Origin of the sequence: Nocardia abscessus NBRC 100374 (assembly GCF_000308455.1) — a bacterium.
Taxonomy (GTDB): domain Bacteria; phylum Actinomycetota; class Actinomycetes; order Mycobacteriales; family Mycobacteriaceae; genus Nocardia; species Nocardia abscessus.
Map to the genome: position 1 here is coordinate 50734 of NZ_BAFP01000274.1, position 21923 is coordinate 72656.

Annotated in this window: 21 protein-coding genes; 15 read left to right on the top strand and 6 right to left on the bottom strand. The window is 64.9% G+C overall.

The window, feature by feature from the left end; all coding sequences use genetic code 11:
* Positions 1-271: 271 nt before the first annotated feature.
* Positions 272-1474 (bottom strand): helix-turn-helix domain-containing protein, encoded by a 1203-nt coding sequence (locus ON19_RS39585; RefSeq protein ID WP_157230066.1) that lies wholly within the window; start codon positions 1472-1474, stop codon positions 272-274.
* Positions 1475-2134: 660 nt separating this feature from the next.
* Between ON19_RS39585 and ON19_RS36990 the strand changes: the two genes are divergently transcribed.
* From ON19_RS36990 to ON19_RS37020, 7 genes are all read left to right on the top strand, one after another.
* Positions 2135-2338: a hypothetical protein gene (locus ON19_RS36990; RefSeq protein ID WP_043704032.1), complete on the top strand. Its 204-nt coding sequence runs from the start codon at positions 2135-2137 to the stop codon at positions 2336-2338.
* Between the two features lie 60 nt (positions 2339-2398).
* The gene (locus ON19_RS36995) at positions 2399-3046 is read left to right on the top strand and encodes a hypothetical protein (protein ID WP_043704043.1); all 648 of its coding nucleotides are present in this window, start codon (positions 2399-2401) and stop codon (positions 3044-3046) included.
* A complete protein-coding gene (locus ON19_RS37000) occupies positions 3046-4662 on the top strand; it encodes an FAD-dependent monooxygenase (protein WP_083899956.1) in 1617 nt (538 codons plus the stop codon). The genes ON19_RS36995 and ON19_RS37000 overlap by 1 nt, the downstream gene beginning before the upstream one ends.
* Before the next feature lie 152 nt (positions 4663-4814).
* Complete coding sequence (locus tag ON19_RS37005) at positions 4815-6113, top strand: cytochrome P450 family protein (protein ID WP_051169730.1); 1299 nt, start codon at positions 4815-4817, stop codon at positions 6111-6113.
* A 610-nt stretch (positions 6114-6723) separates the two neighbouring features.
* Positions 6724-7440, top strand: a complete 717-nt coding sequence (locus ON19_RS37010; protein WP_051169731.1) for a HalD/BesD family halogenase — start codon at positions 6724-6726, stop codon at positions 7438-7440.
* Between the two features lie 17 nt (positions 7441-7457).
* A complete protein-coding gene (locus tag ON19_RS37015) occupies positions 7458-8246 on the top strand; it encodes an alpha/beta hydrolase (protein WP_043704050.1) in 789 nt (262 codons plus the stop codon).
* Positions 8243-8905: a DapH/DapD/GlmU-related protein gene (locus ON19_RS37020; RefSeq protein ID WP_043704051.1), complete on the top strand. Its 663-nt coding sequence runs from the start codon at positions 8243-8245 to the stop codon at positions 8903-8905. The genes ON19_RS37015 and ON19_RS37020 overlap by 4 nt, the downstream gene beginning before the upstream one ends.
* Positions 8906-8918: 13 nt before the next feature.
* On the opposite strand, the gene ON19_RS37025 is transcribed toward ON19_RS37020, so the two are convergent.
* Positions 8919-9653 (bottom strand): glycosyltransferase family 25 protein, encoded by a 735-nt coding sequence (locus ON19_RS37025; RefSeq protein ID WP_043704053.1) that lies wholly within the window; start codon positions 9651-9653, stop codon positions 8919-8921.
* The gene (locus tag ON19_RS37030) at positions 9650-10870 is read right to left on the bottom strand and encodes a hypothetical protein (RefSeq protein WP_051169732.1); all 1221 of its coding nucleotides are present in this window, start codon (positions 10868-10870) and stop codon (positions 9650-9652) included. Before ON19_RS37030 ends, ON19_RS37025 begins: the two co-directional genes overlap by 4 nt.
* A 401-nt stretch (positions 10871-11271) precedes the next feature.
* Between ON19_RS37030 and ON19_RS37035 the strand changes: the two genes are divergently transcribed.
* The 7 genes from ON19_RS37035 (at position 11272) to ON19_RS37065 (ending at position 18453) form a co-directional block, all read left to right on the top strand.
* Positions 11272-12276 (top strand): hypothetical protein, encoded by a 1005-nt coding sequence (locus tag ON19_RS37035; RefSeq protein ID WP_043704055.1) that lies wholly within the window; start codon positions 11272-11274, stop codon positions 12274-12276.
* 26 nt (positions 12277-12302) lie between these two features.
* On the top strand, positions 12303-13697 hold the full coding sequence (locus tag ON19_RS37040; RefSeq protein WP_051169733.1) for a radical SAM protein: 1395 nt from the start codon (positions 12303-12305) through the stop codon (positions 13695-13697).
* Positions 13694-16741: a glycine--tRNA ligase gene (locus ON19_RS37045; protein ID WP_051169734.1), complete on the top strand. Its 3048-nt coding sequence runs from the start codon at positions 13694-13696 to the stop codon at positions 16739-16741. Before ON19_RS37040 ends, ON19_RS37045 begins: the two co-directional genes overlap by 4 nt.
* A gap of 105 nt (positions 16742-16846) precedes the next feature.
* Positions 16847-17185 (top strand): hypothetical protein, encoded by a 339-nt coding sequence (locus ON19_RS37050; protein WP_157230068.1) that lies wholly within the window; start codon positions 16847-16849, stop codon positions 17183-17185.
* A gap of 93 nt (positions 17186-17278) precedes the next feature.
* Positions 17279-17524, top strand: a complete 246-nt coding sequence (locus tag ON19_RS37055; RefSeq protein ID WP_218006551.1) for a hypothetical protein — start codon at positions 17279-17281, stop codon at positions 17522-17524.
* Between the two features lie 78 nt (positions 17525-17602).
* A complete protein-coding gene (locus ON19_RS37060; RefSeq protein WP_157230069.1) occupies positions 17603-17977 on the top strand; it encodes a hypothetical protein in 375 nt (124 codons plus the stop codon).
* Positions 17974-18453 carry a GNAT family N-acetyltransferase gene (locus tag ON19_RS37065; RefSeq protein ID WP_043704061.1) on the top strand — a complete coding sequence of 160 codons (480 nt, stop codon included), beginning with the start codon at positions 17974-17976 and terminating at the stop codon, positions 18451-18453. Before ON19_RS37060 ends, ON19_RS37065 begins: the two co-directional genes overlap by 4 nt.
* A gap of 18 nt (positions 18454-18471) precedes the next feature.
* On the opposite strand, the gene ON19_RS37070 is transcribed toward ON19_RS37065, so the two are convergent.
* Entirely contained in the window at positions 18472-19014 is a 543-nt protein-coding gene (locus ON19_RS37070; protein WP_063709550.1) for a GNAT family N-acetyltransferase, read from the bottom strand.
* A gap of 532 nt (positions 19015-19546) precedes the next feature.
* Here ON19_RS37070 and ON19_RS37075 point away from each other — a divergent pair.
* Positions 19547-19981, top strand: a complete 435-nt coding sequence (locus ON19_RS37075; protein WP_043704559.1) for an NUDIX hydrolase — start codon at positions 19547-19549, stop codon at positions 19979-19981.
* 65 nt (positions 19982-20046) lie between these two features.
* Here the strand turns inward: ON19_RS37075 and ON19_RS37080 are convergent, their stop codons facing one another.
* Positions 20047-20820: a helix-turn-helix domain-containing protein gene (locus tag ON19_RS37080; protein WP_083899958.1), complete on the bottom strand. Its 774-nt coding sequence runs from the start codon at positions 20818-20820 to the stop codon at positions 20047-20049.
* Between the two features lie 165 nt (positions 20821-20985).
* Positions 20986-21855: an MmyB family transcriptional regulator gene (locus ON19_RS37085; RefSeq protein ID WP_083899960.1), complete on the bottom strand. Its 870-nt coding sequence runs from the start codon at positions 21853-21855 to the stop codon at positions 20986-20988.
* Between the last annotated feature and the right edge of the window lie 68 nt (positions 21856-21923).

A 21923-nucleotide genomic window follows, 5' to 3' on the forward strand; every position in this document is an offset into this window, starting at 1 on the left:
GATTCCCATCGGTCGACAGTACCCAGTGGGCATCGACCACATCGTGGATTGGGCGAAAGTGCGTAGGCACAAGTTTGAGAACTTGATCGCCGACCGTGGGGGGTCTGCCCCTAGCGGGCCCTCGCTGAGTCAGGCCGGGTGCCGATCCCATCTCGGGCCGCGACCTGGCGTTTCGGGTACCGGACAGGCCGGTCGCCAAGTTGGCAGGTTGGTCGTCGCGTCCAGGAGGCTCAGGAACGCGCCGAGGATCGCAACTGCGAGACATTCAGGTCTAGGTGTGCGTCGCGCGCAGCCCGATGAACTCTTTGACTTCTGGCACTGCGGCATGTGACCGTACTTGCTGCTCAATAGTGTCGAGCTTCCACCGCTGGCGAGTGGAGATCGGTCCATCTATCTCATGGAAGTTGCTGGTGAGAACGGAGCAGCCTTCAGCGATCTCTTCTGCCTTGATGAGGTTCTCGGCCAGACGAATGCGCCACTCCGCGCGTTCACGGGGCCATGAGGCGGAGGTGTCGATCGCTGCCTGCAGGTGTCTTGTGGCGGTTCGGTGATCGCCGATCTGCATGTAGGCCAGGCCGGTGATGCCGTGCAGTTCCGCTGGAGGGAAAAAGACCCACTCGGGGTCGTAACCGTGGCTGGAGTCGAAAGCGCGGTGTGCGCGACTGATCGCCTTGGCCATGGAGGGTGCGTCGCCGGCCACACCACGCGCTTCGGCCTCGCGGATGGCGCCGAGTGCCCGCAGCCGCGGTCCGCCCTGCCGCAGTGCCGCCGACTGTGCGGCTTCTGCCAGTTGGATGCCTTCCCGGTGGCGGGACTTCTCCTGGTAATTGAGGATTGCGGCGTTAAGTAGGGCGTGGGAAACACCGACCCCGTCATCAGCGGTAGTCGCGGCTTGAGCGGCATCCGCGTAATACCGCCGCGCCTCGTCCAAGCGGCCTGCATCGAAATGGACCCAACCCGTAGCGGTCATCATCTCGGCCGCCGTGCTGGTGAGGGCCCGGCCGGTATCGTCGCTGTAGCTGGCGGTGTCCAGCAGATGCTGAATGTAGCGTGTTTGCCCGGCTGCCAGGTGGCAGAGGCGGTCTCCGCCAACCAGAAGATCGAGTTCGTGAATTTGGTTGATGCTGTTTTGCATCTCGGCCACGTCGGCGGCACCGACCCTGACGCCCGATGCCGATGAGGCGGGTCCTCCCGTGGCGGCCATCATGGCAGCTCCGGCAGTTCCTACAGCTCCGGCCCTGAAGAATTTGCGTCGTTTCACGTCTGCCTCCTCGTCCGAGTCCACTACCAGTATGGCAAGCGGTACCCCGAGGGCGCGGGCTACGAGACGCAGGATCCGGATGTCGTGGGAGGCAGGGCCGCCGTTTTCGAGCAGCGATACTGCGGGTTGTGAGAAGTTGATCAGCTGTCCGAACTCGGCCTGGGTCATGCCGAGGGACTTTCTGACCCGCCGGATGACTTCGCCGGTCGTCATATACATACCTCAAACCCCCATAACCTATCGGCCGGATCGTTCAGTCAGTCCTATCCGAAAATCATTGTCCTAGCACCATATACGGACTCTCGGATAAACCGATCCATAACCCGGATATGGCTTCTACCTGGCTATTTGCGGCCCTACGGTCGGACCTACCCGGCATCGGGCCGACGCTGCCAAACTCGCACGCATGAGAGGCAGCGCACGGGCCGCCGCAACGGCGCGGCTTCCTGTGGCGCAACGCCCCCGGTGCCGGGTGCCACTCATGTTCTGGCGCGACGGAGGTCCGTACCGATGCACACCCTGGCCATGCACCACGCAGTCGTCATGACCCAGCAAGAAACTCATCAGCCACCGCCGACGCCGTTCACGGTTGCCGAGGCCCACCGCGTGACGCAGTTTCATATTGCCTGCCGCGCGAAGTGGTGCCCCAGAAAAGCCGCCGCGCTCGAGTCCCTCGCCGCCGCTGGCCGACTCGTGCCGTCCACGACCCATCCCCGGTGATCTGGAATCTGTGGGAAACGATGAACGCTAAAGCTGCGTAGCGGGAGCCGGACTGCCCTGCAGCCGAGCAGTCGCGGGAGCTGTACCGGGCGTCCGGCTTTCTGGTCGCCGAAATTGAAATCGGTCGGCGTTAACGCCCGGGGGTGATCCGAAATGTGGCCTGTCTGCCCGCCCCGGAGTATCCGGCACATCCATATCGAGTTCGGTGCTCTGATCTTGGATTACCAGGCGTCTGCCGAACAAGCCCGGCAGGTTGCGGCCGAGTTGGCGGGTGTGTTCGCGGGCGGGGTGCTGGCGGTGACCGTCGATGACGACGTGCGCGCTGACATGCCGCCGTTGCCGCGTGCCGGGGATTGATCGCTGAAGCCTCTGTATTTCAGACCTTTTAATGCTCACTCATGTCGAACGGACTTTGCTGTGCCCGAAGATCGCCCGCAGTACGCCGTCTACTACGGATTGACCCCCGACCGGCCGGTCGCCATCACACTGCCGCCGGTGGAAGCCCGACCCGACCAGCCGCTCCCGGACGCCGGGCACTTCCTGCGGATGTGCGCCGGAGTCGAGGAGCCGACCACGGTCATGCTGCGTAGTGCGCGGGAGATCGTCGGTATCTGGCGGCACACCTTCCAACATGGGGCGGCAGCGAAGGCGAACGGTGGCACGCTCGATGAACAGCTGAACCTGTACACCTGGTTCATCGACCGGGAAGCCGCCGGTCACACGAGAGATATCGCGGTCCAGGCCGACGCTGCGGTCACGCCGTCGTCATACGGCCAGTGGGTCTCGTGGCTGGTGTGGAAGTACTTGTTGTACGCGCTGCGGCAGCACGATCTCGAATGCCATGAGCGTGACACTGTCGAATTGTCATGGTGCATCGAGTCGTTCGATGCGTTGGTCGATCGGGTGCAGCGCGGGCTCATAAGGCTGCCTGAGCAAGCGACGGACGAGTTCCCGCCCAGGTCGGTGACACCGCCCGACCGAAATCGAGGTCGGCCAGATCCGCCCGATCTTCGCCTACGGCTCCCTCTCTCGCCAACCGTGACCGGAATCAGGAAGGTCCGCTGATGTCTGATTCTGTCTTACGCAACCGGATCGCTGTCGTCGGCGCGGGCCCGGTCGGGCTGATGCATGCTATCGAATTGTTTCGGCGTGGAGTGGCGTGCCGAGTCTTCGATAAGGCCAGCGCCCACGCGGAGACCTCACGCGCCTGCGTCGTGCACACCCGCACACTCGAACACCTAGCCCAAGCCGGGATTGATGAACCGTTCGTGACGCGGGGCCGCCGCGTCAGGGCGATGAACTATCACTTCTACGACGATGCGGGGGCGGTGGCCGAGGTCGCGCGGCTGGACTTCACGGATTTGGATAGCCGCTACCCTTATCTGCTCACCATTCCGCAGAGCGTCATCGAACAGATCCTGCGCGAGCATCTCGCCTGTCTGGGCGGCGAGATCGAATGGAACACCGAATTACGTTCGCTCAGTGGCGATCACGCCGGTGCTGTCACTGTACGGGTGATCGATACCACGACCGGCCGTGAGGAGACGCTGCATCCGCAGTGGGTCGTTGGCTGCGACGGGCTCAACAGCACCATCCGACGCCACATCGGCCTGGCTTTCGTCGGTGGCGAGTACCACGCCGGCGAGATGAGAATGACCGACGCGGTGTTGACGGCGACCTCCAGCGAACTTCCGCTGCCGGGTGATGATCTGGACTACCACATCCACGAACATCGTATGGCGCTGCTGATCCCGCTGCCCGGCCGGACCCATCGGGTGCTGGTCAGCGACATGAACCAGGTGTCGGGAACCGGCACCTCGCGGGCGGGTTTCCAGTCGGCGCTCGATGACTACTTCCGCGGCGTGCTCACCCTCGGCGACCTCAAGGGCACGGCGAACTTCTACATCCGCAACCGCGTCAGCAACCGATTCCGGCGCGGCAACATCTTCCTCGCGGGTGACGCGGCGCACATCCACTCACCGGCGGGTGGGCAAGGGATGAATCTGGGCATGCAGGACGCGGTCAACCTCGGATGGCGGCTCGCGCTCGTCGCCCGGGGGGAGGCCCCTCCAGCGATCCTTGAGGGCTATGAGCGTGAACGGGTCCCGGTGGCCCACCAGGTGATCGCACGCACCAAACAGCTCCACGACCTGCTCATGGCGCACGGCACACCGTTGGCCGAGCGCCTCGCGATCCTGCGGGATCCGGGCTTCACTCACCGAGCAGTAACAGGAATCTCGGGTATCGCGACCACGTACCGCGCCACCGACCCCAATACCCCGGCGATAAACTCGCGCGGTGGGCTCGCCGTCGGAGACCGCGCCCCCGACACCGCTCTCACCCCACGGTGCAGCGTGCACGACCTGCTGCGTCATCCCGGGCACACCGTGCTGGCATTCCAGCGCCACGCCCAGTCAACACCGGCTTTGCGGGCGTTGCGCGATCACGTCGGGCAGCGGTTCGGTGCGCGAGTGCAGGTATCGGTGATCACCGCCCCTGATCAGCGCTGGCTCGCACCAGACGGCGCTGTCATCGCCGACAGCGACGCTGCCCACAACCTGTACGGCGCCTACGACACCGACGCCCTGTGCCTGCTGCGCCCCGACGGCCACATCCACCACCTGTGCGAACTACCGCAGCAGCACACGCTACTCACCACACTCGGCACCGACCTCACCTAACTTCAGCCACGCGGCAACCCCGTCGTCGCTGTTCCTTTTGCTGTTTACGCGTCTTCGCTTCCTGGGTCCTCGGCCCGGCGTACCACTCCGGGTCTCGCCACATGGCTCCGTGCTGCCCGTCACCTCCGCATCCTCATCTGGAGTCACCTCGAATGACCATTCCGCCGCCCCCGCCTACGTCCCCGACATCCGGCGGAAGCTGCCCCCTGCGGTACGGATCGCCCGTCGACACCGGAAACGTCCCCCGGGTACCGCTGCACACCGAAGAATTCGCCGCCGATCCGCACAGCGTCTATCGACAGATGCGTGACCGGTTCGGCGCGCTGGCGCCGATCGAACTCGCCCCCGGCATACCCGCGACATTGGTCCTGGGCTATCGCACCGGGGTGAACATCCTGCAAGATCCCGCCCATTTCCCCGCCGACCCACGCACCTGGGAACAGACCATCCCGCCCGACTCACCGATTCGAGGGATGCTCGGCTGGCAGCCCGCCGCACGATTTCACGACGGGACGGCTCACGAGCGCTACCGCACGGCATCCGCCGCCGCCATCGCCGGGATCGATCTGCACGGCCTGCACGTCACCGTCGAAGCCATTGCCATCCCACTGATCAACACCTTCAGCGGCCACGGCAGCGCGGACTTGGCCGCCGACTACGCCTTCCCGCTCATCTTCCACGCCCTCAACCAGATCATCGGCTGCCCACCGCAGCTCGGGAGCCAGATCGCCGCCGGTATGGCTGCCCGCTTCGATTCCGGCTCCGAGGCGGCGCTGGGCATGAATGCGCTGAAAACAGCTCTGCGGGAACTGATCCGGCTCAAACGCGCCCAGCCGGGTGATGACATCACCTCACGCCTGGCGCACCATCGTGCCAACCTCACCGACACCGAGCTGCTGGCCCAGTTGATGAGCTTCTACGGCGCGGGCATCGAACCCACCCGCAACCTCATCACCAACACTCTGCTGCTGATGCTGACCGACGACCGGTTCGGCGGCGGCCTGCTCAGCGGAGCCCTCTCGACCCGCGACGCGCTCGATGAACTGCTGTTCACCGACCCGCCGATGGCGAACTTCTGCCCCAGCTACCCACGTCAGCCGATCATGGTCGATGACACCTGGATACCCGCCGACCAGCCCGTCCTCATCAGCCTCGCCGCCTGCAACCGCGACCCCGCCATCACCGGAAACGACCGCATTGGCAATCGCTCACATCTCGCCTGGGGTGCCGGGCCGCATGTCTGCCCCGCCGAAAACGTCGTGTACCTCATCGCCGAACACACCATCAACCAACTCCTCGACACTCTCCCCGACATCCAGCTCGCCACACCCGCCAACGCGCTGCGCTGGCGACCCGGACCCTTCCACCGAGCACTCCACCAACTGCCGGTCACATTCCCCAAAACCCCTCCGCTCGGCAGCGGATCATGGTCGCACACCGGCCACCCATGACCTCGTGTAGCGAAGCACACCCTTGCCCGGAGAGTCTGGTTATCACGGGTCGATCGACCGATGGACGCTTGCGGGGGACGAGTTGGACATGCACCTGCCGGGCGTTCGAGCTGCACGATTGTCTGATGATCGAGATCGAAGTCCCGGTGTCCCGGCTCGCGGGGAATGAGCTGCCCGCGCCAGTGCGAGGCGAGATCGAGAATCGCTTGGGCGCGGGAGTGCGTTCGGGATCGACCCAACTGGGAGGCTTCAGCTGCGGAATGGCGTCTCGGTTGGCCTTGGCGGACGGCCGCACAGTGTTCGCCAAAGCGATCCCTACCAGGGACAGCTTTGCAGACCGGTACCGGATTGAGGGGGACACCACGTCGCAGCTCCCGGCGGGGATCCCGACACCGGCAGTGTGGTTCACGCTGGCGGTCGACGGATGGCGAGTCCTCGTGTTCGACGACCTCACCGGTCGGCATCCCCGGTTTCGAGCAGCCGGCAGAATTGGCGGCGGTGCTCGCGGTAGTCGGGGACCTCTCACGGATTCTCATCCCGAGCCCACTACCGCAGGTACCGACCCTGGCCGTGGAAGTGACCGTGGCGCGTTCCGCTATGGCCGGTGGGTATGACCATGGAGCATGAAGTCGGGCATGTGCAGCGGATGGCTGCCGCGCAGGACAACCTCAAGCGGTACGGTGCCGCGTTGGTGTCGTGGCTTGTACCCGCGTCGGTTCGGTACGCGGTTGCGGCGGAGGCTATCCATCTGGCGGAGCGGTGTGGTGTCCGTCGGGACCTGGCCTTCGCCGAGACGGGTTTCACCCCTCGCCGGATGAGAAACGTTAGACGGGCGCAGATCGTGGCGAATGGGGTTGCCATCCGGGAGGCTTATGAGTCACCCGAGCTCACCACAGTTGTGGCTGCTGTGGCGGGCCAGTCTGTGTATTCATGCCCTTATGAGCCGGAGCAGTTCGTGGTCACCCAGCTGGCTCGTCCGGGCGACACGCATGGATGGCATTGGGACGATTACAGTTTCGCGCTGGTGTGGGTGGCGGAATGCCCGAGCCCCCTCGATGGCGGATTCGTCGAGTGTGTCCCCGGCACGGTGTGGGATAAGCGTCGGCCGGGTATCGAGCAGGTACTTCGTGATCGCGCGGTGCACCGGCTGGAGGCAGGTCCGGGTCAGGTGTATCTCATGCGGGCGAGTACGACGTTGCATCGGGTGCACCCGATTCGGCGGGGCCGCAGGACGATCGTGAACATGGCGTTCGCGTCGGAGGATGAATTGTGTAGGCCGGTGTCGCACGAGACGATGGACGCACTGTGGTCCGGGCCTGGGCATTGAGCGGAGGAAATGTGCCGGTGGAGAACATCACGTTGGAGTCGGTAGACGGTGTCCGGCTCGACGCCGCAGTCCATACGGTATCCGGTCCGGCCCGGGGAGCCGTGCTGTTGGTGCACGGAATCACTGTGGACATGGACGAGGGCGGCGGGATGTTCGTCCGCTTGGCCGAGCGACTGACCGCGGTGGGATTCGACGTTGTGCGGTTCTCCTTCCGGGGGCATGGAAACAGCGGCGGAACGCAACGCGGAGTGACTGTTGCCGGAGAGTGCCTGGACCTGGAGGCAGCGGTGCGGTTTCTCCGGGATCGGTTCCCGGGCAGGTTTTCGATCGTTGCGGCCAGTTTCGGAGCCGTGTCCACGGTGCTGTCGCTGCCGTGGCTGGCTGACAGGCTCGATCGGCTGGTGCTGTGGAATCCGGTTCTCGACCTGCGGCATACGTTCCTGGAGCCGGAGTTGGCCTGGGGGGAAGAAAACTTCGGTGCGTCGCAGCGCAGGCTCTTGCATGACACCGGAGTCCTGGTCGTCGACGGGGAATTCGAACTCGGTCGCGTGTTGTTCTGCGAGTTCGCCCACTACGACCCGCTGGCGCGGTTCCTCGACAGCACCGTGCCGTCACTGATCGTGCACGGAGACCGTGACACCGCGGTCTCCTACGAGATTTCCGCTCGGGCTGCGATGTCGCGGCTGAACACGACGCTGCGTACCATCGCTGGCTCGGATCACGGCTTCGACTCGCGGGAGCGCGAAGATCAGGCGATCTCAGAGACGGTTGACTGGCTGGTCGGCCAGGTTACGCCCGCCTCGTGACTCCCAGGGACCTGTACGGGCCGATTCGGCTCGGTGATGACGTCACAATCGGCGAGCACTGCGTTCTCGGATACCCGAAAGAAGTGCGTATCCGAGAAGCCCAAAGTGAGCGGCGTTCGGCGGGCGCTCCTGTCGTGCTCGGAGACCGGGTTCTGCTGTTCAACCAGGTTGTCGTCCATGAAGGCACTCTGCTCGGTGCCGATTGCGTGGTAGAAGACCGGGCACGGATCGGATATGGGTGTGTGATCGGCGACCGGACCCGGGTCGTCCACGGCGCCTACATCTGTGATCGCGTCACGATCGGCACGGACGCGTGTGTCGCTGGGTTCGTTTGCGATGCGACGGTGATCGGGGATCGGGCGACCGTCATGGGCGAGCTGGTCCACGAGTACACGAGTCCGCATCTGGGCTGGTGGGGAGTGGACGAAGAACCGCCCGTGGTCGAGGCGGATTCGGTGGTCGGGTTCGGTGCACGAGTGGTCGGCGGCGTCCGGATCGGGCCTCGCAGCTACGTCGCGGCCGGGGCGGTCGTGACCAAGAACGTGCCGAGTGAGCACGTAGTCACCGGCGTCAATGTCCACACGCCGATCGGCGAGTGGCCCGGTAAACGTCTTGCGGCGCTGATCGAATACTGGACGGCACCGCGACCAATGCGGTGATCGAAGCCGCGCATCACCACTGAACGAAGTCGGAATCCTCGGTGTCGCTTCCGGCGTCGTCCTTCGGGCGTTGTGTGACCAGCGGCGGATCGAACGCAAGCGCGGTGAGTCGCGGTGCGAACCGTGCCCGCAGGTCGGGTCGTGGGTGTGGTGTGTAGAGGGCGGGCAGGAACTCGTCGACCGGCACGATGGCGTCGGTGAGTTCGGTGGATAGTGCGGCACGCAGGCCACTGCGAGTGAGCAGATAGGCGTAGCTGCAGTGGCTGTAGCCGGGGTGGACGATCCCGGGAGCCGGCGTGGGGGTGTCCGGCCGGAGCGGGTCGCGCCCGAGGTACAGCATGTCGAATGCGATATCGACTTCGGTGATCAGGTTCAGGGTCTGGAGAAGGCGTGGTGCGAATTCCGGTGTGAGTGTCGCGTCGTCTTCGAGGATCAGGATGTACGGGGCTGTGCTGTGCTCCTCGGCGTGGTGCCAGCATGCGAGATGAGCGATAGTGCAGCCTATTTCGCCGTATTTGAGCGGTCGATTCCACCACGGGTTGTCGGAGTCGATCTGCCAGTCGAACAGCTTGATTCCAAGCGCCTGGAGGTCGCTGGTGGCCAGTTGCCGGCCGTCGATGACCACGTCGAGGTCCGAGGTGTAGGTGACCGACATGGCAGCAGGTACACGGGCGTTAATCCACGCTCGGCGGTCTTTCCTGCGTGGCAGATTCACGATGTAGGTGGCGATGTCGTCCAGATCGGTCACGTCGTATGCCCGGGGGAGCAGCGGTGATGGCAAGTGAAGCGTTTGGTGTTGTCGATCACGACTCCCCAGTTCGCGCCGTGGGAGCGGGACATGAGCAATAGGGGCTCCACGACGGTGAGGTCGGCGACGTCGGTGATGCCGCCGACGCGGCGGGCTTCGGTGACCACGACGAAGTCATCCTGCCCGACGTAGTCGGAGAGGTATTCGACATTGGTGGGTCCTCTTCGTGGATCGAGTAGTGCGCGGGCCGCCCCGAGGACCCCGAGGGTGAGGCAGCCGCCCAGCAGCAATGCGGTGGTTCCCTGCACGGTGAGCCGGGTGAGCACGGCGAGGTCTTCGATCAGCTCGCCACCGGGTGTCCACCGTGGAGCCATCGAGAGATTGTCCAATTCGGGTACGACGAGAGGATCGTCCTCACCGAGCGGATTCGCGTCGAAGTGGAAGGGCAGCTGTGGGAGGAACTCTCGGTACTTGGCGTTCCAGGGTGGGCCGCCGATCACGACGAGAACCTCGACCTGGGTGTCGAAGTATTCCGAGGGTGCGAAGTCGCGCACAACTGTTGTCGGAGCAAGTTGTGCCAGTTGGGTACGGACGAAGATCAATGTGTCCAGATCGGCGAATTTGGCGTACCGGAGGTAGTTCCGATCCCGTGGTGACGCATAGTCGGGACGTTCGCTCGGCGGGATTTCAGAGCAGACGATGTCGACGCCACCACCGGGACGTAAGCCCCAGAATCGGCGCACAGCATCGGCGGGGTCGCGTTCACCGGCCCGGCCGTGGTGGCTCGGGCCGCGGTGTGTCGATTGCGTCTGTGCGTCGTCGGTAGGCGATGGGAGTGTGACCAGGAGATAGGCCAGTGTGTCGAGTGCCTGGTCGGAACGGCGGCGCACGGTCTTGACCGCGCATTTGAGGTGTTGGGCAAGGGATTCTTGCCTGTCGGTGAGCGTTGGGTAACCGTGGTCAGGTCGAACGTTGAAATCCACTTCGGCGTAGACCCGCTCGCTCGCGGTGAGCTGACCAATTGCCTGACGCAGGATTGCGGCGAGATGTTCGATGTGTTCGGCCGAGCCCGGCTCGATTTCGGAGTCGCGGCAAAGATATGCCTGCACGGGTTCGTCGATGATGGTGAGCAGTGCTGTGGGCCGCGCCAATCCGAGTCCGCGGCGCACCCGTCTCAAGCTGTCCTTCACCTGGTCGATAGAGGGCGGCGCCAGCATCTGTCCACCTTATGTCCAGCGAAGGCGAATGCGACATCGGGTTTCCCGAGTGGCCGTACTACCTGTGTCCAGAAAATGTCCACTCCAGTCGAGGGTGTCCAGAAACTCGGGATGCAGCAGGGATAGCACATACAGCGAAGTCGACAGACACTCGAATCGTGGCTGATCGAAATCCATTTGAAAGCAACAGGTTTCGTGCACTCCAGCCACCGTCCAGGAGACCGACGGAAGGGAAAAGTCATGTCGGAGCAAACCGCCACCACGGCCGAGCGTGGGGAGTACGAAGCCCCCAAGGTGGAGACGAAAACGATGATCAGCCGCCAGTGCGACTGAGATGACAACCCCTGGTCGGCCGCGGTTTGGTCGGCCAGGGACCGGCGGCAACAACATGGGGTGGTCGAATGCTGACCTTGTACGTGGGTGATCTCCACTTTTCAGGATGGTCGATGCGCGGTCGAGTCGCGGTGGCCGAGAAGAGCCTTCCAGTGACCGAAAGGATCGTGGAGCTGGATTGGCCGATCCGGGAAAGTCCGGACGGGGTGCTGTTTGCTGGCGACGGCACCGACGAACGTGCGGCCGGCATCGGCTGCGCTTGCGACGCCGACGATCTCGCGGAAGCCGATGTCGAAGGCATCCTGGAGGACTCCGCGATGTCGCTGCTGCCTCGGGTCCCGATTCTGGCCGACACCGAGACCGGAGCCGTCGCCGGGGATGTGGTCTCGATCGCCGAGTACCTTGACGAGATCGCACCGGAATCCGGTGTCAGCCTCATGGGCGCCACGCGACGTCAACGGGCGTTGGTCCGCTCTATATGCGCCTGGGCGAGTCACGACCTGCCGTACCTGCGCGAGGGCGCGTCCTACGCACGCTCGCTCCGTGCCGCCCCGGGCATTCCTGGGCCCGGAGCGGTGGAACAGGCACGGTGGCTGTGCGACGTCGTGTCCGGGTTGGTGCGCCGTTCGGGTGGTCCGTTCCTCGTCGGGGACTTCGGTCTCGCGGATGTGATGGTGTCGACCTACTTCCAGCAGCTCCGCGGCTGGCATATCGGCATCGACGACTCTGCCGTGCGCGACTATGCGCGTCGACTGCTGGAGCGCCCGTCGGTCGCTGAACACCTCGACCAGGCTCGCGCGATCTATCGGGCCATCGACGAGGCCCCGACCGGGTCGCCGCAGTGGATCCTGCGCCACTACCGCTATCACCCGGGCAAGCAATTGCTGCACAACTGGCAACGCGACCGCTGCGAACGACTGGTCAACACCACCGCCGTGGAGGCAGTACAGCTGGCCTATCAGGGGCTCGACCTCGAGCAGATCACGCAGGCGCTCGCCCGGATCTACAAGGTGCCGCTGGAGCGCGTTGCCGACGACGTCACCACGTTGTTCGCGCGGCTCTCACCCGTCTGACCGTCCCCGATTCGAGGAGCATCGCGATGCCCGCCACCCTGTCCCGTGCCCTGACCCAGCAGCTGAAATTCCGTGCCGACCTCGGCCTGCTGTTCGACCCACACACCGGCACCTTCCATCGACTCCGCAACGCGGTCGCCGAATCGATGGTGTCACTCATGTTCTCCGGCGCCGATGACGACACCGTCATCGGCGATATCGCGCATCGCTACAACGCCGCGCCCTCACGCGTCGCCGCCGACGCCGCCCACCTGGTCGCCACCCTGACCTCCCCGCCGCCAACAGCCGTCCACGACGACAGCCACGGGTCGTTGCTGGGCGTCGACAAGCGGTTCGACTCGAAGCTGGACTTCCCGTTGCGGCTCGAAATCGAACTCACCGCTGTGTGTAACTGGGCGTGCGGATTCTGCTACAACGTGTGGAAGATCGACCCGGACATGAGCGACGCCGATGTCCGGCGCGCGGTAAAAGCATTGCCGGAAAAGCATATTTCGACCGAGCTGGCATGCTCGATCCTCGACGAATGCGCCGACCGTGGCTGTTTCGTCATCCGCTACAGCGGCGGGGAGACACTGCTGCACCCCGATGCCATGGAGATCTTCGAGCACGGTGGTCGCCGCGGCCTGTACCAGGTGGTGTTCACCAACGGCCACTTCCTCAACGCCGAACGGGCGAAGCGTCTGGCAGCAGCGAACGTGCGATGTGTCCTCGTCTCGATCCACGGCGACCGCAATACCCACAACGAACTGACCGGTCATCCCCGCGCATACGACCGCGCAATCGACGCAATGCGGCTGCTGATCGACGCGGGTATCACCGTGGTCGCAGAAATGACACTGGTCAAAGGCAACATCGACGGCGCGCTGGACGTCATCCGCGACGTGTACGCGCTCGGCGTACGCGAGTTCGGTGTCATGCGCTACGTCCCGACCGGCCGCCACGACGACCGCTACGGCATCCCGGTGTCGGTCACCATGCCGCTGATCACTCGCATCGACGAACTCGTTGCCACCGAATGCCCCACGATGACGGTCGCGTGGCCCTGCGCGCAGAAGGTGTGCACGAGCGACACCGACACCCCGTTGCGGTCCGACGACCCCACCTTGGGATTGCGGCTGTCGCAGATATCCGGGCACTGCGAGTCGGGAATGGTGTGGGGCAGCGTCTCCTACGACGGCCGGTTGCGGAACTGCCCGCACTCCAACGTCTACTTCGGCTCCCTGCACACCGGCCCCCTCGCCGGAGCATGGCCCGCCTTGACCGACGCCGTGCACGCAGCGGTCGCCACCAGGCCAACCTGCGCCGGTTGCGCCGTCGCCGACGCCTGCCGCGGCGGCTGCCACCTGCCCAGTTTCTTCGCTCCGGCGACCGGAGTAGCGCTCGGAATGCCCGCCCTCGCCACCGATAGGATTTCCGGATGACCCCGGCGACTGCCCACAACGACAACCTCACCGCCCCCGTATCGATGCAGGAAGCGATCCTCCGTCTGCAGGCGTACTGGTCGCAGCGAGGTTGCCTGCTGGGTCAGCCGTTCAACACCGAGGTCGGTGCCGGCACGATGAACCCCGCCACGCTGCTGAGCGTCCTGGGGCCGGAAACCTGGAACGTCGCCTACGTCGAGCCATCGGTCCGTCCCGACGACTCCCGGTACGGCAAGAACCCGAACCGCCTGCAAACCCACACGCAGTTCCAGGTCATCCTCAAACCCGAACCGGGTAATCCGCAGGAGCTGTACCTGGGTTCGCTGGCCGCGCTCGGTATCGACCTCGACGCCCACGATGTGCGATTCGTGGAGGACAACTGGGCGCAGCCGGCGATCGGAGCCTGGGGCCTGGGCTGGGAAGTCTGGCTCGACGGCATGGAGATCACCCAGTTCACCTACTTCCAGCAGGTCGCCGGACAGAACCTCGACCCGATACCGGTCGAGATCACCTACGGCCTTGAGCGGATCCTGATGGCGATCCAGGGCGTGACCCACTTCAAAGACATCGCCTACGCGCCCGGGGTCAGCTACGGCGAAGTGTTCGGCCAGTCCGAATACGAGATGTCGCGGTACTACCTCGACGACGCCGACATCGACACCACCCGCGGCCTGCTCGCCGCATACTCGACAGAAGCCGACCGGATGATCACCGCCCGGCTGCCGGTGCCCGCGCACGTGCATGTCCTGAAGTCCAGCCATGCGTTCAACATTCTGGATTCGCGCGGTGCGGTGAGCACGGCCGAGCGGGCGAAGTGGTTCGCGGTGATGCGCAAGCAATCCCGCGAGATCGCCGCCCTGTGGACCGACTTGCGCGACCAGGCCGGGCACCCGCGCGGAGTACACGTCCCGCTGCCGCTGGCCACGCCTCCCGTCGACCCCGCCACGATCACTTCCGTACCCGGATCGGTGCTGCTGTTCGAGATCGGTACCGAGGAACTTCCGCCGCATGTCGTGACCGCAAGCATCTCCAGCGTGCAAGCCATGCTCACCGAACTCCTGGACGCCACCGCACTGCCCTACGGTGAGATCACCGTGCAGGCGACCCCACGCCGGATCGGTGTGCGAGTCGAGGGCATCGCCGATCGGGAACCCGACAGCGTGAATGTGCGTCGAGGCCCGAAGGTCGCCGCCGCCTACGACACCGACGGAAACCCCACTCCGGCGCTCGCTGGTTTTCTGCGTTCGCAGGGCGTCTCGGCCGATGATCTGCGGCGCATCGAAGTCGGCGGTGCCGAGCACGTCGCGGTCGAGAGCACACGCGCTGGCCGATCGGCGGCGGTGGTGCTCACCGATGTCCTGTCCCAGCTCACCATGGCGCTGCGGGCGGACAAGAACATGCGCTGGCGCGATCCTGAATTGAGTTTCTCCCGCCCGATCCGATGGCTCACCGCGCTGCTCGGCGACCAGATCCTCCCGATCACCGCCGGCACATTGGCAGCCGGCCGCAGCACCCGAGGCCACCGCCAATCCGCCACACCGACAATCGACATCCCCGCCGCCGACCACTATCTCCCAGTACTCGAGGCCGCTGGAATCGTCGTCGACCCGGTCGACCGCCGCGCACGCGTCGTATCCGCGGCTACGGCTCTGGCCGAGGCCGAGGATGGCCGAATCGACCTCGACGGCGACGCCGACCTGATCGATGAGATCACCAACCTCATCGAATCCCCGACCGGCATCCTCGGCCACTTCGACCCCAAATATCTTGACCTGACAGAACAAATCCTCATCACCGTGATGCGCAAGCATCAGCGCTACCTGCCGGTCCGCTCGGGTGCTGGTGACCTGCTGCCGGTATTCGTGACAATGGCCAACGGCCACTGCGACCCCGACGTCGTCCGTAGCGGCAACGAAAGCGTGCTCCGCGCCCGCTTTGAGGATGCCGCGTTCTTTTGGAACGCCGACCTGACCATCGCCCCCGACGAGTTCCGGTCCCGGCTCGCGGCGCTGATGTTCCACGAGAAGGTCGGCACCATGGCCGACCGCGCCGACCGCATTGCCGCAGCCGCCACCAGGCTCGGCACCCGCATCGGACTCTCCACTGCTGACGCGGCCACTCTGACCCGCGCAGGTGCCCTCGCGAAATTCGACCTCGCCACCCAGATGGTGATCGAAATGACCTCCCTCGCAGGCGCTATGGCCCGCGAATACGCGACCAAGGCTGGCGAACCCGAACCGGTGGCCACGGCCCTGTGGGAAATGGAGCTGCCCCGCAGTGCCGGAGACGACCTCCCCACCACGTCACCCGGTGCGCTGCTCGGACTGGCTGACCGCTTCGACCTGCTGGTCGCGATGCTCGCCGTCGACGCCAAACTCACCGGCAGTGCCGACCCCTACGGGCTGCGCCGCGCGGCAGCCGGAATCCTGGCAATCCTGCGTAGCCACCCCGAACTCGATGACATCACCATCCCCGTCGGTCTCGCGGTCGCTGCCGACCAACTCCGCGGCCAGGGCCTCACCGTCGACCCCACAGTCCTGTCCGCCGCCGAGGAACTCATTACCACCCGCTACGAGCAGCGGCTCCGCGACGAAGCAGTCGGTCCGGGACTCATCGCCGCTGTCCGTCCTTCCGTCGAGGCCCCCCGCCGGGCCGACGTGCTGATCGACCAGATCAGTGAAGCCAGCGCCGACGACCGATTCGCCGATCTCGCGGAAGGACTGCAACGGATCATGCGAATCCTGCCTCCCACCGCACCCACCACGTACGACCCTGCCAGGCTGACCGGCCCCGCCGAGCAGCAGCTCCTCACTACGACGGGATCGGTGCCCGCCGCCGACGGCAGGCCGCTGACCGAATGGCTCCCCCACGGCCACACCCTGATCGAACCACTCACCACATTCTTCGATGACGTCCTCGTCATGGCCGACGACCCCGCCGACCGCATAGCACGGCTGGGACTGTTGGCCACGATCCTGGCGAAAGCTCCCGCCGGAATCGACTGGCGAGAAGTTCACCAGGTGCTGCAAAAGCAAGATGAGTAACGTTCGCCAGCTTTGTGCCGCGCAAGCGGTCGGGACCATAGCGGATCACGACGTCATCGTTAGACGTTTTATGAGGCGGCGCGCGACTACACGATGGAGGTGTGCTTGGCGGCGATCCTCGGCCTGGCCGCCGACGGCCCGATCGCCCTTCAGGTTCCAGAGCTGTTCGACCGTTCTGTCGCCGGGACCGAACATCCGCCGATCCGCAGCGCTGACGAGGACGCGGTCTACACGGCCGCTCTCGACGCGGCTATCGAACTGCGAGCCTTGCTGGAAGCGCACACATGCTGCCCAGAGGGCATGACCGAGTCGGTGACCTCGAAGTTGATTGCGGCTGGACCGGACTTGGGCGGAGGCGTGGTGGAGCATCTGCTGGCGCTGTTGATTGCTGCGCGTGAGACCACCGCCAGCTGGCTTGCTGGTTGTTGGTCGAGTGCGCACTAGACGACCGACTCGCCAGCGCGCTCGCCCTGGCTTACCGCGCGGCAAGCCAAAGCAGTCAAGGAACGACATACGCTTCAATCAGGCGCGATCAGTGTGCGCGAACAGTACCGACGCCGCCGCGGCCAACATTCCCTCCAGGTGGCTCTCGACGTTCATACGCTCGATCGCGCTCTCGAGATCACCGGGGCCGCAGTCGACGCTGGAGTCGACTTCATCGAGGTGGGCGACCTATTGATCAACGACCTATTGATCAAAAGAGTAGGTGTCGGAGCGATCGAGACGATCAAGCGCTTTGCATCGAACACGGCCGTGGTCGCCGAAATGATGTCTGCAGACTGAGTCCGGGACCAGGTCGAACTCGCCGCAGAAGCCGGAGCCGATGTCGTCCTCCTCATGGGGCCGGCGTCCACTGCCAGCGTGCCCGCCGCGGTAGCAGCCGCACGCCGTCTCGGGGTCGCACTCACCCTCGATGCTCCGCCCGCGTACCTCAACGCTGCCTGGCTCCGCGATATGGCACGCACCGGTATTGACGGCTTCGTCGTCACTACGAACATCGACCTCGGCGTTGGTGGCAACCACCCCCTCGCGACCGCAAAACCATCCGCACGTGTAGTCAACTGCCAGCCGCGGTCTCTGGCGGCTTTAGCACGGCCGATGACACCGTGCCCCAGCAGCGATGACTGGGACATCGCTATCGTCGGCCGGAGCATCGCCGACGCCGTTGCCCCCGCCGACATGGCCCAGCAGTTGACCAGCATTGTCCGAAAGATCCACACCGAGGAGTGTCTGTGATCGTCACGCCACTTCAGCCCGAACACATCAGCGAAGTCCGCGAACTCATGGGGCTCGGGGCGCCATCTATCAGTGCTCGCACCCGGTCCGACTACTGGCTCTACGCCAAGCTGTTCTCCTCGACCTGCCCCATCACGATCGGCGAGGACAACACCATCACCGGAGCGGTCATCGCATTCCGAAGCCAAGACGATCCCGCAGACGTGTACGTCCAGGACGTCATGACCCATCCTCAGTATCGGCAATGCGGCATCGCACGAGCGCTTCTGCGCAGCGTGCGGTCACAGGCGGAGAAGTGGGGCTGCGAGCGTTTGTATCTGACATCCGAACCGGAGAACCATGCAGCACACGCCAGTTGGACTGCTCTCGGATTCGTCAACGTGCCCGGCGACCACGAGATCAACGGCATCTCGATCATCAGCGACTTCAAAGGGCCCGGCCGCAGCCGGGCGGTGTACGAACTGCCCCTGACCTGATCGCGTCGGATCGGCAGCTCAGTCGATCCAGTACCGGCGACTCAGGGTTCCGTCGCTGCATGGTACGACCGATTCGACCATGCCGCCGCATGCTTCGATGATGCGCCGAGAGGCGAGGTTGCTGTCGTCGCAGGTGATAAGTATCCGATCGAGGCCGATCGCACGGGCGACGGTGAGGCTGTGGCGGAGGATGGCGGTGCCGTAGCCACGGTGCCGAAATGGTGTAAGGACGCCGTAGCCGATGTGACCGCCTCGTTGACGCAATCCGTCGTTGAGGGTGTGCCGGATGGACGTGCGGCCGACGACCTGGTCATCGACCGTGGCGACCAGGTAGGTGGCTGCCACGATTCCGTCGGGCAAGTTGATCCCCTGGCGGTAGTCCTCCAGCGCCGATAGGTACTGCCGCCAGGGCATGGCCGGGGTGAGGCCCAATGCGAAGGGGAATCCGTCGCTGTCGGCCATGGCCTCATGCGCCGCGCGGATCACCTGCTCGTCCGATGCGCGCAACGGCCGCAGGCGCACTGCATCGAGAACAATCGAAGTCCCGGAGTCAGGTGACATGTCCGAACCGTACCCAGCGAGACGCTCGTCGGCGACGGAATTTCAGCTATGACCCGCTCGTGCCACACAGGTAGAGGTATCCCTGCCCGGCGAGTCGATGCACCAGGAATCTCAGTCGGGGTAACCATCAACCACCACTTCGCTCACACCTCTCCGGAGGCGAATCCCGGCTTATGCCACACCAACTGGCCGCCGCGATTCATTAGACGAATCGCGCGTGGCGCTTCCCGCAAAGGTCGACGCCCACAGGATCGCAGAAGTGTACTTCTTCGCGAACGGCTCCCGGCCCTGCTCGGGCGCGAACCGACCAGCCCGGCTCCGGCGCGTGATGAGTCGCACTGCGCCGATCTTGAATACGTTGCAGTGCAACGAGATTGAGGCTGAGTAATCACACGGAATCGTAACGTCGCCTCGAAGCGACGTGAGAGACTTCGACCAGTTTACGCGCAAGCCGACAACTGGGCTGGTCGGCTTCATCGCCTGTGCATGTCACCTGTTTCACCCCACCTACTCTCCCGAGAGGACTACTTCGATGCCCGAAAAGGTCAGCAAGGATAAAGTGCTGGTCTACATCGTGCGCGACGGCAAGCTGCTGGTTTTCCGTCATACTGAGTTCTCCTACGAGGAGGTCGGTATCCAGGTCCCTGCGGGCAGTATCCGTCCCGGTGAATCGCCGGAGGACGCCGCGCTGCGCGAGGCCCGCGAGGAGACGGGACTGACCGAGTTCAGAGTTGTCCGGAAGCTGGGCGAATACGCTTACGACATCTCGCCGTATCGGTGGGAGTTGCAGCAGAGGCACGTATTCCAGCTGGAGTTGTGCGAGGCCGCGCCCGACCGCTGGAGCAGTCAGGAAGACCATGACGGTCAAGGCGAGCCTACCCACTTCGAATGCTTCTGGGTACCGCTGGAGGCCGCGCACATCTTGCAATCTGGTCAGGGCGCACTGCTGGGGCGACTGTTCGACTGACCATTTGATTGATCGCAGCAGGCGGCGAGCATCGTGGACACCCACACCGCCGTACAGGACCGCCGTTAGCGCGCGATGGCCGACGTGTCGTAGAGGCCGTAGGCGAGGAGGACGTGGGGGCAGTCGGGGTAGTCGCTGATCTCGAGGTTGAGTGGGAGGGGCTTGTCGGCGCCGGGTGTGCGTACATGGATTGGTGTCGGGCGGGGGCGGTCGTAGGTGACTTGCATGGGTGTGGATTCCCAGATGCTGGGGAATTCGGGGGTGGTTCGCAGTCTCTGGAGCAGGGTTCGTGCTCGAGGGAGCTCGCGGTATCGACCGAGGGTTCCGCGCAGGATGGTGACGGTGTAGCGGGCTTCGTTGTCCCAGTCGTGAATGTGGTCGCGGGCGGAGGGGGAGAACATCCACTGGAAGTAGTTGTTGTCGGCCTCGGCGAGGCCGGGCACTATGCGGTGGAATATCCGGTTGCCGTGCAGCACGGTTCGGAGGGGATCGAGGTAGACGGCGAGGGTGTCGCGGGTATCGAGGTGGTCGAGGTGGGCTTGGATGCCCAGGACCGTGAGGCGCTGGCGTAGCTCCTGGGCGGGTGGCAGGTCGAGGGAGGGTTGCCACAGTTCGTGCAGATGTCGTCGCTGTGAGGAGTCGAGATCGAAGGCGTCGGCCAGTTTGGTGAAGACACGAGGGCCGGGGTAGGTCCGATCCCGGATGAGCTGGTGGAGGTAGGAGCTGCTGAAACCGGCCTGCTGGGCGGCGGACTCACGGGACAGATGATGGCGGTGGCGCAGCCATTCCAGCGAGTCGTGGAAGTCGGGCATCCCGTCGAGTGCCGGGGCTTTCCGCATTTCATCTTGCCCGTCTGTGCGGGGGTAGCGCGTGCGCGATGTCCCCGGCGTGCGAACGACGAGGTGTCGACTCGGCGTCGTGGTGGCGGGTGGGGGGATTGCCTGTCATTCGGTACTCCTGTTCGGTGGTGCGGGGATTCGGGGGTTGGCACAGTGAGCTGCGGTTCATCGGCATCTTCCGTGTCGGCTAACACTGTCGGTCAGACCTGCTCCGTTGTAGGGCTCGCAGTAGCACACGCAGAATCGGACGTCGTGGGAACTCGAGGCGTAGCCGAGGTGGATGCGTGCGGAGTACGGCTCGCCGGTGGTGGGGTCGCGCAGGTGGACGGGTTCCTCGGGGCGGCGGCCGTAGGCGACCGCGTAGCTGGTGTCCCACGCCTCACGGAAGCTGGCCGTGCCGCACAGGTCGCGGAAGAGGGTGAGCGCGTGCGGGGTGTCGCGGTGGCGTCCGAGCGCGCCGCGCAGGGTCGCGACCAGGTAGGCGGCGGCGCTGTCCCAGTGCACGACGATGGGTTCGGCGGTGGGCGTGGTGGAGCCGGGGTGGAAGAACCACAAGGCGACGTTGTCGCGGAACTGTTGGATGCCGGGCAGGCCCGCGGTGAACCGTTCGTTGGCGAGGACCACATTCCACAGCGGATCGATGTAGGCGCCGGCGATCTCGCGGCGGTCGAGGTAGGTCAGTGTCGCCCGGTGCTCGGGAGTGTCGGTGCGGCTGCGTAGTTCCGCGATCGGAGGCAGAGCGACCGCGGGCCGGGCGAGGTCGCGGGTGTAGCGTTCCTGCGCACGATCGAGGTCGTAGGCGGTAACGAGGTGGTTCAAAACCGCTGGCGAGCACGAGGCGTCACTGTTCTCGATCTTCTTGAGCATCTCCTTGCTGATGTGAAGGCTATCGGCGGCGCGCGGGCGCGGGAGCCTGCGGCGCTCGCGGATCCGGCGCGCCCAGCCACCGAGATCGGGTATCTCCGAACAAGAGGAACTGGCTCGGCCCCGGCGGCGTCGTGGATGGTGGTCGGCCGGATTCGTTGTCCGGGTCACGTAAAGCCCCTCCTACTACGGTCTTCCGTACTTCCTTCCACGTGGGGTACGTTGAAGGGTTCTCTCCC

Bases quoted from the DNA above. Each gene is read 5' to 3' on its own strand.
- ON19_RS39585 (WP_157230066.1), bottom strand. From the start codon at position 1,474: ATGACGACCGGCGAAGTCATCCGGCGGGTCAGAAAGTCCCTCGGCATG.
- ON19_RS36990 (WP_043704032.1), top strand. From the start codon at position 2,135: ATGTGGCCTGTCTGCCCGCCCCGGAGTATCCGGCACATCCATATCGAG.
- ON19_RS37000 (WP_083899956.1), top strand. From the start codon at position 3,046: ATGTCTGATTCTGTCTTACGCAACCGGATCGCTGTCGTCGGCGCGGGC.
- ON19_RS37005 (WP_051169730.1), top strand. From the start codon at position 4,815: ATGACCATTCCGCCGCCCCCGCCTACGTCCCCGACATCCGGCGGAAGC.
- ON19_RS37010 (WP_051169731.1), top strand. From the start codon at position 6,724: ATGACCATGGAGCATGAAGTCGGGCATGTGCAGCGGATGGCTGCCGCG.
- ON19_RS37030 (WP_051169732.1), bottom strand. From the start codon at position 10,870: ATGCTGGCGCCGCCCTCTATCGACCAGGTGAAGGACAGCTTGAGACGG.
- ON19_RS37035 (WP_043704055.1), top strand. From the start codon at position 11,272: ATGCTGACCTTGTACGTGGGTGATCTCCACTTTTCAGGATGGTCGATG.
- ON19_RS37040 (WP_051169733.1), top strand. From the start codon at position 12,303: ATGCCCGCCACCCTGTCCCGTGCCCTGACCCAGCAGCTGAAATTCCGT.
- ON19_RS37045 (WP_051169734.1), top strand. From the start codon at position 13,694: ATGACCCCGGCGACTGCCCACAACGACAACCTCACCGCCCCCGTATCG.
- ON19_RS37070 (WP_063709550.1), bottom strand. From the start codon at position 19,014: ATGTCACCTGACTCCGGGACTTCGATTGTTCTCGATGCAGTGCGCCTG.
- ON19_RS37075 (WP_043704559.1), top strand. From the start codon at position 19,547: ATGCCCGAAAAGGTCAGCAAGGATAAAGTGCTGGTCTACATCGTGCGC.
- ON19_RS37080 (WP_083899958.1), bottom strand. From the start codon at position 20,820: ATGCGGAAAGCCCCGGCACTCGACGGGATGCCCGACTTCCACGACTCG.